The 13,092-nt window shown below is 36.4% G+C and carries 12 protein-coding genes; 8 read left to right on the top strand and 4 right to left on the bottom strand.

Annotated elements, in window-relative coordinates:
• Positions 1-6: 6 nt before the first annotated feature.
• Entirely contained in the window at positions 7-1,482 is a 1,476-nt protein-coding gene (locus ACFOOI_RS20885; protein ID WP_379840039.1) for a CCA tRNA nucleotidyltransferase, read from the bottom strand.
• Positions 1,483-1,657: 175 nt separating this feature from the next.
• On the opposite strand from ACFOOI_RS20885, the gene coaBC reads away from it, so the two are divergent.
• From coaBC to ACFOOI_RS20925, 8 genes are all read left to right on the top strand, one after another.
• On the top strand, positions 1,658-2,860 hold the full coding sequence (coaBC, locus tag ACFOOI_RS20890; RefSeq protein ID WP_379840040.1) for a bifunctional phosphopantothenoylcysteine decarboxylase/phosphopantothenate--cysteine ligase CoaBC: 1,203 nt from the start codon (positions 1,658-1,660) through the stop codon (positions 2,858-2,860).
• Positions 2,857-3,762, top strand: a complete 906-nt coding sequence (gene porD / locus ACFOOI_RS20895) for a type IX secretion system protein PorD (protein WP_379840041.1) — start codon at positions 2,857-2,859, stop codon at positions 3,760-3,762. The genes coaBC and porD overlap by 4 nt, the downstream gene beginning before the upstream one ends.
• Complete coding sequence (locus tag ACFOOI_RS20900) at positions 3,759-4,511, top strand: SDR family NAD(P)-dependent oxidoreductase (RefSeq protein WP_379840042.1); 753 nt, start codon at positions 3,759-3,761, stop codon at positions 4,509-4,511. The genes porD and ACFOOI_RS20900 overlap by 4 nt, the downstream gene beginning before the upstream one ends.
• 623 nt (positions 4,512-5,134) lie before the next feature.
• Positions 5,135-7,561 (top strand): phenylalanine--tRNA ligase subunit beta, encoded by a 2,427-nt coding sequence (gene pheT / locus ACFOOI_RS20905; protein WP_379840043.1) that lies wholly within the window; start codon positions 5,135-5,137, stop codon positions 7,559-7,561.
• A gap of 2 nt (positions 7,562-7,563) precedes the next feature.
• Entirely contained in the window at positions 7,564-7,950 is a 387-nt protein-coding gene (locus ACFOOI_RS20910) for a hypothetical protein (protein WP_379840044.1), read from the top strand.
• A 15-nt stretch (positions 7,951-7,965) separates the two neighbouring features.
• Positions 7,966-8,253: a cell division protein ZapA gene (locus tag ACFOOI_RS20915; protein ID WP_379840045.1), complete on the top strand. Its 288-nt coding sequence runs from the start codon at positions 7,966-7,968 to the stop codon at positions 8,251-8,253.
• 87 nt (positions 8,254-8,340) lie between these two features.
• On the top strand, positions 8,341-9,906 hold the full coding sequence (gene rny / locus ACFOOI_RS20920) for a ribonuclease Y (protein ID WP_379840046.1): 1,566 nt from the start codon (positions 8,341-8,343) through the stop codon (positions 9,904-9,906).
• A gap of 350 nt (positions 9,907-10,256) precedes the next feature.
• Positions 10,257-11,540 carry a citrate synthase gene (locus ACFOOI_RS20925; protein WP_379840047.1) on the top strand — a complete coding sequence of 428 codons (1,284 nt, stop codon included), beginning with the start codon at positions 10,257-10,259 and terminating at the stop codon, positions 11,538-11,540.
• 53 nt (positions 11,541-11,593) lie between these two features.
• Here ACFOOI_RS20925 and ACFOOI_RS20930 read toward each other — a convergent pair whose 3' ends face one another.
• From ACFOOI_RS20930 to ACFOOI_RS20940, 3 genes are all read right to left on the bottom strand, one after another.
• Complete coding sequence (locus ACFOOI_RS20930; protein ID WP_379840048.1) at positions 11,594-11,941, bottom strand: LytR/AlgR family response regulator transcription factor; 348 nt, start codon at positions 11,939-11,941, stop codon at positions 11,594-11,596.
• A 137-nt stretch (positions 11,942-12,078) separates the two neighbouring features.
• Positions 12,079-12,621 (bottom strand): hypothetical protein, encoded by a 543-nt coding sequence (locus tag ACFOOI_RS20935; RefSeq protein ID WP_379840049.1) that lies wholly within the window; start codon positions 12,619-12,621, stop codon positions 12,079-12,081.
• Positions 12,622-12,644: 23 nt separating this feature from the next.
• A complete protein-coding gene (locus ACFOOI_RS20940; RefSeq protein ID WP_379840050.1) occupies positions 12,645-13,091 on the bottom strand; it encodes a DUF3299 domain-containing protein in 447 nt (148 codons plus the stop codon).
• Position 13,092: the final 1 nt, after the last annotated feature.

Here is a 13,092-nt window from a genome sequence, read left to right on the forward strand (position 1 = left end):
AGTTTATTAGGCGGTTTCTTGTTGGGTATTTAAACTCGCTAATATTTCGTCTAGTGACTTTAGTGGCACAAAGTCCATTTTTTGGCCCAATTCTATGAGGTAATTGTAGCCTGCTTCGTAATCGTTCTCGATTTTACAATCCAAAATGGCTTCTCTGATGTCATTTTTGAGAATACCCACTTGCTTAGAAGGTCCCAATCCAAAAACCTGCATGATGATTTCACCCGTAATAACCGGTTGGAAACTCCTCAGTTTGTCTTTTTCGTTTACTTCTATCAAAAGCTCCTCAACCTTATCGAAGTTTTTGAGATATTTTCTAACTCTGTTTGGGTCTTTTGATGTAATGTCTGCTCGGCAAAGAATCATCAAATATTCAATTTCTTCGCCTGCTTCTACCAAAAGTCTTCTGATGGCTGAGTCTGTAACGCCATCTTTAGCTAAAGCAATCGGTCTAAGGTGTAGCCTAACCAAGTTGGTGACTTTTCGCATTTTTTCGTCAAGAGGAAGTTTCATTTTTCTGAAAATTCCTTTTACCCACCGAGAGCCCAACTCCTCATGCCCATGAAATGTCCAGCCCACTTTTTGACTAAATCGCTTAGTGGCTGGTTTGGCTATGTCATGTAATATAGCCGCCCATCTTAACCAAAGGTCATCAGATTTTGCTGCGGTGTTGTCTAGTACTTGTAAGGTATGGTAAAAATTATCCTTATGTCCTTTTCCGTCTTGAGTTTCTACACCCAAAAGGTTTACAAATTCCGGAAAAATAATTTTTAAAAGTCCCGCTTGATGAAGGAGTTTAAAACCATATGAAGGAACTTTTGAAAGTATTATCTTATTCAGTTCGTCTGTGATTCGCTCTTGTGAAACTATCTCTATTCGGTGGCTCATTTTTTTGATAGCCTCAAAAGTTTCTGTTTCTATATCGAAGTTTAGCTGGCTCGCAAACCTGATTGCTCGCATCATTCGAAGGGGGTCGTCAGAAAACGTAATTTCGGGCTCTAGGGGAGTTTTAATAAGCTTTCTCTCTATATCGCCAATGCCGTCAAAAGGGTCAACCAGCTCACCAAAGTTACTTTTGTGGAGTGAGATGCCCATAGCATTTATCGTAAAATCTCTTCTTTTTTGGTCGTCATCTAATGTACCATCTTCTACCAATGGTTTCCTTGAATCCGTACGGTAAGATTCTTTTCTTGCACCTACAAACTCTATGTCGTAGTCGTCTAAGTTAAACTGTGCGGTGCCAAAGTTTTTGAAAAAATTAACCTTCGGTTGGTGTTTTATTAGTGTAGCGGTTTGTTGAGCAAGTTCTATGCCGCTTCCAAGTGTTACAAAATCTATGTCTTTGTTTGGTCTGCCTAATATTAAGTCTCTAACAAAACCACCGATTACGTAAGTTTCGTATGCTAAATTAGCAGAGGCTTCAGCCACTACCGAGAATATTTGATTGGTAGAAAGCTCTACGCTAAAATTGTTTTTCTTCATTTCGGCTGCAAGTTAGCGGTTTACTACTTTTGAATGAAATTCAGAACCTAAATTATTATTTGAAATTACATCATCATTTTTAGAATTCTATCAAATTTGAAGAAGAATACCTATGCGTATAATTTTAATAAATGCCTTCAAATACTTAGATTTACGTTCTTTAACCCATTAATAAATGTATTTAAAAAATAAAAATATAGTTTTAGGTGTGTCAGGAAGCATTGCAGCTTACAAAAGTGCATTGTTGGTGCGTCTGTTAGTAAAAGCAGGAGCAAACGTAAAAGTTATAATGACCGATGCCGCCAAGGACTTTATTACGCCACTCACCTTGAGTACTTTATCAAAGAATCCAGTTTTGTCTTCGTTTACTGAAGGTTCAAATGGCGTTTGGAACAACCACGTTGAACTCGGACTTTGGGCCGACGCCCTGGTAATAGCCCCTGCTTCTGCCAATACTCTTGCCAAATGTGCCAATGGGATTTGTGATAGTTTGTTATTAGCTACCTATCTGTCTGCTAGGTGTTCGGTGTTTTTTGCCCCAGCTATGGACTTAGACATGCTTACCCACAAGTCTACTCAAAATAACATACAGAAACTGAGAGCTTATAAAAACAATATTATTGAATCTGAAGTAGGCGAACTAGCCAGCGGCCTAGAGGGAAAAGGAAGAATGGCCGAGCCTGAGCACATATTGGAGGTTTTGGAGCAGCATTTTGGTTTTAATCAAGACTTATTTAACAAAACAGTGCTCATTTCGGCTGGACCCACTCAAGAAGACCTTGATCCTGTGCGTTTTATTAGCAACCATTCTTCTGGCAAAATGGGATATGAACTTGCCGATACTTTTGCCAAAGCAGGTGCCAATGTTAAAATTGTTTCGGGGCCTGTGGCTTTAAAGGCGTCGTCGCTAGTAGAGGTAGTGAAAGTTAGGTCAGCAGAAGAGATGTATGAGAAAATGGCAGAATTTCACGAAGACGCTGATATTGTGATATTTGCGGCAGCTGTGGCAGACTATACACCTAAGTATAAAGCGGATCAGAAAATCAAAAAGAATGATTCTGAAATGTTTATAGAATTAGACAAAACAACGGACATTGCAGCTGAGCTTGGGATGTTAAAGTCAGAAAATCAAATACACGTAGGTTTTGCTTTAGAAACAAATAATGAATTGGCAAATGCAAGTTCTAAGCTAGAGCGTAAAAACTTTGACATGGTTGTTTTGAATTCGTTACAAGATAAAGGAGCGGGTTTTCGTTATGACACAAATAAAATTACGATTTTGTATGCTAATGGCGAGCAAAATGAATACGAATTAAAATCTAAAGAGCTTGTGGCCGTTGATATTAAAAATGCGGTTTTAAAAATTCTCAATCAATGAAATATTTCTTAGTCCTGTTTTCTTTGTTTTGTTTCAATACAACTTTTGCACAAGAGCTTAATTGTAAAGTAACTGTAAACGCCTCGCAGATTCAGTCTGTCGGCACCACAGTTGATAAATCACTGTTTCCAGATATGGAGAGGGCGATTTTTAACTTTATGAATAACCAACGCTGGACAAACGACGTTTTTTCTGAAAAAGAAAAAATTAAATGTAGTCTAAATATCACTTTGGCGAAGTCTCCTGCTCAAAATGTTTTCAATGCCAAGACCCAGTTTCAAGTTATCAGACCTATTTATGGTACTACTTTAGAGACGGTAACTTTACAATATTTTGACCAAGTCTTCGATTTTTCGTATGCTCCCGAAGACCGTCAGATGATTTTTAATGAACAAAACTTTACCAATAATTTAACCTCAATGTTGGCATTTTATTCATTAATGGCAATTGCAATCGACTATGACTCATTCTCTAAGTTTGGAGGAACGCCATTTATAGAACGAGCATTCAATGTTTCTAATCTTGCTGGCAACTCGGCAGGTGGTCCTTGGATAATGGATACCGATACTCGAAATAGATATTGGTTGATAGAAAACATTAGAAGTCAGCCTTTTGTAGCTTTTAGAGAAGGCTTTTATAATTATCACAGAATAGCACTTGATGACTTTGCTACAAATCCGGCAAATAGCAGAAAAGTTATTTTAGATTTTTTGAATACCATAAAAAATGTAGCGGGACTCAAGCAAAATTCTATTATTATTAATACTTTTTTTGATGCAAAGTCTGCCGAAATAATAAATATTTTTTCAGAAGGTACCAAGCAAGAAAAACAACAGGTCTTTGAATTGGTTTCATTCTTAGATCCAGATAAAACAGAGAATTACAGAAAAATATTAAAATGAACAAAATAGCATTAATAACAGGAGCCTCGTCGGGTATAGGATACGCTACAGCAATCGCTTTGGCAGAAAAAGGTTATGACTTGATCATAACAGGTAGGAGAGAAGGTAAACTTACGGACTTAGAAAAAACCATAGACGGCAAAGTGAAAACATTCAAAATGCTTTTTGATGTTTCAGACTCAACAGAAGTAAAAGCGGCATTCGACAAACTTCCCGAAGAATGGAAGCAAATTGATGTTTTGGTTAACAATGCAGGAAATGCCCATGGTTTTGGAGCTATTCACGAAGGTGAAATAGCAGATTGGGAACTCATGATAGGAAGTAATATTGTTGGACTGCTCAACGTGTCTAAAATGGTACTTCCAGGTATGGTGAGTCGCCAAAAGGGTCATGTGGTAAACCTTAGCTCAGTAGCAGGTAAACAAACCTACGAAAACGGAACGGTGTATTGTGCCACCAAAAAAAGCGTGGAGGCCATTAGTGAAGGCATGCGACTTGACCTAACTAAACACGGCATCAAGGTGACCAATATTGCTCCTGGAGCTGTAGAAACTGAGTTTTCTAATATAAGATTTAAGGGCGATACCGAAAAAGCCAAGAAGGTTTATGAAGGTTTTGAGCCGCTATTGGCGGTAGATATTGCAGACGCCATTGCATATTGTGTAGCCGCACCTGATCATGTAACTATTGCAGACATGACCATCTATGCCAAAGCTCAAGCGGCACCCACCACAGTTTATAGAAAGTAATTAGCCGTAAAATAAAAATGGTGGGCATAACCCACCTTTTTACTTAATATTCCCATAATTAACCATAAATCTAATTCTATTAAAGAATGTTTTGTGTGTGTGAACTACTGCAGCATTTTTTCAATTTTACTTTCTAGGTTACAACACTATTTTTTTGGGTTATAAACCACTTGTTTTTATTTCATTTTTCCAGTTTTCTCCTCGACACTTACCGAACAAAAGGCTTATTTCTCTTTTTAAACTTTCAATAGTTATTTCGGAATAAAAATTGCAGAACACTTTAAATAAAACTACGACTGAGTATTGCAGCCGTAGTTTTATGCTCTTTTTAAATTAACTATTAGGAAAACACGTTGACTAGTATAAAGCCAATCTTGTGCCAGATTGGGCTTTTTTGCGGTATACTTAGCGAGCGGATACATTTAAATAAATTCTTGATTTTATTGATTCAAAAATCCTTTTTGAGGTATTTTTTGAAAGTGTGCCAATTTTTATTTTCTTTAAAAAAAAGAAGTTTTTTTTTGTGATTTATATATACTTCAAGAATAAAAATTCTTTTTAAAAACTCCATACCTATATATTATTTATCTTTGCACTTTATTTTAAACGCCCGAATATTTCAGATGAAGATATCATACTCGCACTTAAAAAAACTTATAGATTTTGATTTAGACCCAGAAGCCCTAGGAAAAGTATTAACTTCCACTGGGCTTGAGGTAGAAGGCATAGAAACCATTGAAGCCGTAAAAGGTGGTTTAAAGGGCCTTGTGGTAGGTGAAGTGATGTCTTGTGAAAAACATCCTGATGCTGACAAATTAAAGGTTACAAAGATAAATGTAGGCGGTGAAGAACTACTTGATATAGTTTGTGGTGCTCCCAATGTGGCCCAAGGTCAGAAAGTAATAGTGGCTCTTGTAGGTACCACGCTTTATCCGACAGATGGCGAGCCATTCACAATCAAGAAATCAAAAATTAGAGGTGCCGTATCTGAAGGTATGCTTTGTGCCGAAGACGAAATAGGCACAGGAAGGTCGCACGACGGGATTTTGGTATTAGATCCTAATTTAGAAGTTGGGCAACCAATAGCTCCCATATTTAACAAAGAAGCTGATTACCAAATAGAAATAGGTTTAACGCCAAATAGGGCAGATGCTGCCTCGCACCTTGGTGTGGCGAGAGACATTAAAGCTGCTTTAGATTTAGAACTAAAATATCCAGAAGCATCCACTTTTGAAATTGGAACAGCTAAGCCAAATATTTCAGTACAAGTGAATGACTCGGAAGCTTGTCCGCGTTTTTGTGGTTTAGAAATCCAAAACGTAGAGGTTAAAGAATCTCCAGAATGGTTAAAAAGATTCTTGACTACCGTAGGCGTAAATTCTATCAATAACCTCGTAGATATCACTAACTATATCTGTCACTTTTTGGGACAGCCCATGCATATTTTTGATGCAGATCAAATTAAAGGCGGACAGATAATAGTGCAAATACCCGAAAAAGGCACGAAAGTAACTACGCTAGATGGCGTCGAGAGAAGCCTTTCTGGGTTTGACTTGGCTATTTGTAATGCCGAAGAGCCTATGGCCATTGCCGGAGTTTTTGGTGGAGAAAAATCAGGTGTTACAGCTTCTACTAAAAATATCTTTCTAGAGGTTGCCTATTTTGACCCAAGTTTTATCAGAAAAACTGCCAATCACCACAGTTTAAAAACCGATGCCTCGTTTAGATACGAAAGAGGAACTGACCCAAATATGCCGCCTTTGGCTATCAAAATAGCCGCGGAGCTGATCCTTTCTCTGTCAGGTGGAACTATATGTGATTCATTGATAGACATCTATCCAAATCCAATTGCGGATTTTGATATTTTGTTGAAATACAAAAACATCGATAGGTTGTTGGGTAAAACATTAGAGCCCACGCTTATTAAAAATATTTTGAGCAAATTGGATATCATGGCAGTGTCAGAAACTGCCGAGACTTTGCAAGTAAAAGTACCTCCATACAGAGTTGATGTTACCCGCGAAGCTGACGTAATAGAAGAGATTTTGAGGATTTATGGCTTTGATAACATAGAGTTGTCAAGTCACATGAGTTCTGACTTTATCGCTGATTTTCCTGCAAAAGAAGCTGAAAATTTACGTGTAAAAGCATCAGAAAACTTAGCAGCGAAAGGATTTTTCGAGATTCAATCCTTATCAATAGTTAAGCCCGCTGACAATGCCCACGTGGTTAATCCTGAAAACACGGAGGCCGTTAAGTTGCTAAATCCGCTAAGTGAAGACCTTTCTGTGATGAGGCAATCGATGTTATTTTCGGGATTAAATGCCATAGTGTATAATGTAAACAGAAGAAGCAAAGATCTAAAGTTTTTTGAATTTGGCAGAACCTATCACAAAGTCAATAACGAAGAGAATTTTAAGATAAAAGAAAATAAACAGTTGGCGATCTGGATCACCGGAAATGTGAATGCAGAAACTTGGTCGGGGAAACCACAGAAAGTAGCCTACAAGGACCTTTATCAGGTTGTGGTAAATGTATTTGAGTCTATGCGAGTTTTCGATTTTGAAACCGCAGAAACTACAGATTCGGCATTTGCATATGGTTTAGATTTGTTGTTTAGAAAGAAGCCTTTGGCTAAGCTTGGTTTGGTTAAGAAAAACCTTTTAAAACAAGCAGATTTAAAACAAGATGTCTTTTACGCAGAAATAGATTGGGATTTACTTTCGAAGTTATACACCCAAGAGTTTTCGTTTAAAGAAATATCTAAATATCCAGAAGTTAGACGTGACCTTTCGTTGGTTTTGCCAAAAACAGCTAAGTTTGAACAAGTGAAGAAGGTTTCTAAGCAGGTGGAGAAAAAGCTACTCAAAGAGATTAATGTGTTTGATGTTTATGAAGGCGATAAGCTTGAAGAAAATCAAAAATCATACTCGGTGAGTTTTGTTTTACAAGACATCGAGAAAACATTGAATGATGCCATTATAGACAAAACAATGCAGAAACTTATTGCTGCATTTGAAAACGAACTAGGGGCTATTATTAGAAAATAAAAATGAGTAATCACGGTGATTTCCAAAAAGACAATGCATTTATACTCTCTAAATTTGAAGAGGTTGCAGGATTATTGGAGCATCTAAAATCTCAGAATAGGAGTTTGAAAAATCAAGTTATAGGTTTAGAATTTGAGAAGGAAAATCAATACAAAGAAATTCAAAACCTAAAAAAGACCAATCAACTTCTGAAAAATGATATTAAAGAATTGCAGGATAATGTAGTCAAAGAAAATATATTAATACCTCAAAACTTTAAAATTAAAAATAAAATCATTAAGATTGTATCCGATATTAAAGAAAATGAAGTAGAAGTTTCAGAATTGAAAAATTTAGTTGCTTTACTTATCGAAGAATTAGATAGTTGTATTCATCAGTTGGAAAAATAAACGAATATCTCTAAAATGGAACCAGATAAAGCAAAAGTGGTTATAAAGCTAAATGGTAAGCTTATCCCTTTTGTGGTTGATAATGCAGATGAGCCTTATTTTAGAGAAGCGAATGATATGTTAAGTGACCGCCTAGCCACATTACAAAGTGACTATTCTGCACATGCAGACACCCAAATGTTGGTGTCAGTATTAGCAGTAGAGGCTTTAGTGGATGGTCTTAAAGTAAATGAAAGGTACCAAAAACTCAGGTCGGAGGTACAAGGACGCTTAGATATAATTCAAGGTAAATTTAACGATTGATCCATACATCACTGCTTTTTCCCTTCTTTTTAATGTCAAGATGGATCTTTTTTGATCTGTTTAAACATAATTAATTTAACCAAAAAAATGTCTGGATATTTATTTTTATTTATAGGCCTTGTGGTGGGTCTTGTGGGCGGCTACCTACTGGGGCAGAGTCTACTGAAGAAAAGCCGTGTTAACCAAGAAGAGGAAGCTCAGAAAAAAGCAGATGAGATACTTAGAAACGCGAAAAATAACGCCGAAAGTATCAAGAAAGATAAAATGTTTGAAGCAAAAGAACATTTCTTAAAGCTGAAATCAGAATTTGATGAGGACTCGAATAATCGCAGAAACATCATTGCTCAAAATGAGCAAAAAGTAAAGCAACTACAACAACAAGCCACCCAGCAAGTAGAGCAAAACAAACGTCTTGAATCCGAATTGAATGCTAAAAATAACAAGTTCAATGAGCAACTGGAGATTATTACACGTAAGAAGGATGAAGTAGATAAAATGCACGCTCAACAAGTTTCTCAACTCGAGAAAATTGCAAACTTAACAGCAGACCAAGCCAAACAGCAACTCATAGATGCATTGAAACAAGAAGCTGAAACCAATGCTTCGAGTTATATCAAAAATGCAATGGAGGAAGCTAAACTTTCAGCTACGAAAGAAGCGAAGAAAATTGTAATAGAAACTATTCAAAGAACTGCAGCTGAGCAAGCCATTGAAAACTGTGTGTCAGTTTTTAATATTGAATCTGACGAAATTAAAGGTAAAATTATCGGTAGAGAAGGTAGAAACATTAGAGCTTTAGAAGCCGCTACGGGTGTAGAAATCATAGTAGATGATACTCCTGAGGCAATTGTAATCTCAAGTTTTGATCCAGTTAGAAGAGAAGTTGCAAGACTTTCGATGCACCGTTTGGTTCAAGATGGACGTATTCACCCGGCTCGTATCGAAGAGATTGTTAATAAAACAAGAAAAGATATCGATCACGAAGTGATTGAAATAGGAGAGCGTACGGTTATCGATTTAGGTATCCACGGACTTCACCCTGAACTTATCAAAATGGTAGGTAGAATGAGGTTCAGGTCATCTTATGGTCAAAATCTTTTACAACACTCAAGAGAAGTTGCCAAACTGTGTGCTACTATGGCCGCAGAAATGGGTCTTAACGTTAAGTTAGCCAAAAGAGCAGGTTTGCTACACGATATAGGTAAAGTAAACCAAGAGGAGTCAGACTTGCCGCACGCATTGCTTGGTATGGAAATGGCCAAAAAATACAAAGAGAATCCAGAAGTTTGTAATGCCATAGGAGCTCACCACGATGAGATTGAAATGACCTCGATGATATCGCCGATTATCCAAGTGTGTGATGCTATTTCGGGCTCAAGACCTGGTGCAAGACGCGAGATGATGGAATCTTATGCTAGGAGATTGAGAGACCTAGAAGATTTGGCTCTTAACTTTAAAGGTGTAGAAAAATGTTACGCCATACAAGCAGGTAGAGAACTACGCGTAATTGTAGATGCTGAAAACTGTAGCGATGACGAAGCAAACATGCTTTCATTTAATATATCTCAGAAAATAGAAAAAGAAATGCAGTATCCAGGACAAATAAAAGTTTGTGTAATTAGAGAAATGAGAAGCGTGGCTTATGCCAAATAATTTTACCAAACTTCGAATTCTATATTAGATATTGAAATTATAAATCGGTAAAGGGTAATTGTTAATTGAACTTTACCAAGAAAATCGAAACAATGCTAAACTCAAATAAGTTATTTGATTAGCATTGTTTCTTTGTTTGTGGGTAATCCCAAAATCATTAAAATTCTGTTAAAATCATACTTTATCCTATTTTTTTATTGATAATTGGTGTTTTTATTCCATTTTGTTTTGAATTCAAATTCCTTTTTAATTTTAATTCAGAAAATGTTTGTCTCTTGTACTATTTTTAGTAATTTAGGGCTGTATTCAAAGTTTGTTTAATAGGTATAATCTAAATAAAATATAATTTTATGGCTGAGTCAGTGAAATTATTAATTGATGGTAAGGAGTATGAATTCCCTGTTATAGTGGGTTCTGAGAACGAAAAAGCAATTGATATTTCAAGTTTAAGAGGAAAGACAGGATATGTCACAATTGATGAAGGTTTCAAAAATACTGGATCTACTAAAAGTGCGATTACATTTTTGGATGGAGAAGAAGGAATCCTTAGGTATAGAGGGTATTCAATAGAGGAATTGGCTGATAAAGCAGACTTTCTTGAAGTTGCCTATTTGTTAATTCATGGTGATTTGCCAACTGAGGCTCAGTATACTGAGTTTGTAGGTAAAATTACAAAACATACCATGGTTAACGAAGATATGCGTAAGATCTTCGATGGTTTCCCTGTAAATGCTCATCCAATGGGTATTATGTCAGCTTTGGTAAGTGCCATGTCTGGTTTTTATCCAGATTCATTTGACGAGAAATCACCTGAAAACCTTCAATTACATATAATTCGTTTATTAGCTAAGTTCCCAACTTTGGCTACATGGTGTTATAAGAAGTCTCAAGGGCATCCGATTAACTATCCTAAAAACGACCTTGACTATTGTTCAAACTTCTTGCAGATGATGTTTGCATTACCTGTAGAAGATTATAAAGTTGATCCTGTAGTTTCCAGAGCTCTTAATAAGTTATTGATTCTTCATGCTGACCACGAGCAAAACTGCTCTACTTCTACTGTAAGACTAGTAGGTTCGTCTAAGGCTAATATATTCTCATCTGTTTCAGCTGGTATTTCAGCTCTTTGGGGTCCTCTTCACGGAGGTGCTAACCAAGAGGTTATCGAAATGCTTGAAGCTATCAGAAACGATGGCGGCAATGTACAGAAGTACATTGACATGGCAAAAGACAAAAACTCTGGTTTCAGATTATTTGGTTTTGGTCACAGAGTTTACAAAAACTTTGATCCTAGAGCTAAGATCATCAAAAAAGCCGCAGATGATGTTCTTGAGAAATTAGGTGTGAGTGACCCTGTTTTAGCTATAGCAAAAGGATTAGAAGAGGCAGCACTTAAAGACGAGTATTTCGTTTCTAGAAAACTATATCCAAACGTAGATTTCTACTCAGGAATTATCTACAGAGCATTGGGTATCCCAACCAATATGTTTACGGTAATGTTTGCTATCGGTAGATTACCAGGTTGGATAGCACAATGGCTTGAACTGAGAGATCAAAACCAAGCGATTGGAAGACCAAGACAAATATATACAGGAGAGACGCATCGTCCTTTTGTAGAGAAAAATAAAAGATAAGTAAAAAAGCTCCGAAAGGAGCTTTTTTTTTGTGCCTTAAAGTCCTTTGCGTATTAAGCAGTCTTTATAAGTTTTGGACTTTTATCTTCTTTAATTACGCTCAAAAAATCATTTCTTTTTCTTCTACTCAACTCTATTTCAACATCATTAGAAAGCTTGATTTTGCTCTCACACTTAGTTTTGTAGTCTTTTACATGGCTAAGGTTTATCAGGTAGCTTTTGTGAGCCCTAAAGAAAGCAAACTGAGAAAACCGTGTCTCCATTTGCTTCAATGTCTTTGAAATTATTATGGATTCTCCATTTGTAAAGAAAACCTCAGAGTAGTTTGCTTCGGCTTTTAAATAGATAACGTTTTGCGGTAGGACATTCTTCTTGCCCACGAGGTGTATTTTTGGATTCATTGTTATTTTGTTAAAAGTCTGCAATAATGCAATGACTCTTTTTTGTGGAAATGGTTGGAAAGAGCCAAAAGTTTTTTAAACTTTTGACTCTATTTAATTTTTTTTATGTGAATTAAAACGCTTAAACGACCAAACTCCTACTTAATCAGGTGTAATCTAAGGCCTATGTTAGCCATTGGAGCTACAAAAAACAGACTAGGAGCTAACTCTAAATAACCACCTGCGTCTAAAAATACGCCTAAATCATTCTGAGGTATTTTGTATTCTATACCGGCATTAACCGCAGGGCCAAAAGAAAATAAGTTCTCTTTGTTATCTCTTAAACCTGTGCTGGCTTTTAAAAATTTCTTTCTGTTATTTAAGTGTGCTCCGTAACCATAATAATAATGAATTCTTTCATTTCTGCCTAAGCTTCTATGGTATTGAAATAAACCCTGTACGGTTATCCCTGCTTGGTTGTATAGCTGGTCTCCTCTGTATGTTCTGTTAGACCCGAAAAGGAATCCATAGCTACCTACATTTAGGTCAAATGCCTTTTCTCCGTAAGCAAAATACTTTCGGATGTTAATGCCTAATGGTTCACCTACTTTTAAACCCACAGCCCAATTGTTGTCATATTGTGCTATACTGGCCGTTGTAGTGATAAGAAAAAGAATAACTGTAATTTTGAAAATTTTCATATTGGGTCTGGTTAAAGTTTGGTTTAAATATCCTCTTCAGCTTTTTCTAAAATGTAGTTAAGCTCGTTGATATCGTTAGTGTTAAGATTAAAAAAACCTTTAATAGTCACACGGTCGTCGGTATTAAATCTCTTTGAGATCTTCTTGAATTTCACTGATACTACAGACTCTGGGCCTGCTTGTCCACAAAAGAAGCAAGAACTGAATGGATTTGCTGATAAAACATAATAATTGGCATCAACATCTACAGGAATCATGTAGCCTGTAAGTGAGACTTCTTTTCCTTTTAGTGCGTTTACTTTTGCACCAAACTGTGGCTCAAGTACAAACATGCCTTCAGAAGCATTCCATTTTTTCTTAAAAGTTACGTCTCTAAGTGTTTCCCATGTAATTTTAGTGCTTTTTGTTTGGCCAAAAGCAGAAATGTTTAGTGTGAAAAATGTTAGAACAAGCCACAAAGTGTTTTTCATA

Origin of the sequence: Lacihabitans lacunae, from assembly GCF_042649125.1 — a bacterium.
Lineage (GTDB): Bacteria > Bacteroidota > Bacteroidia > Cytophagales > Spirosomataceae > Leadbetterella > Leadbetterella lacunae.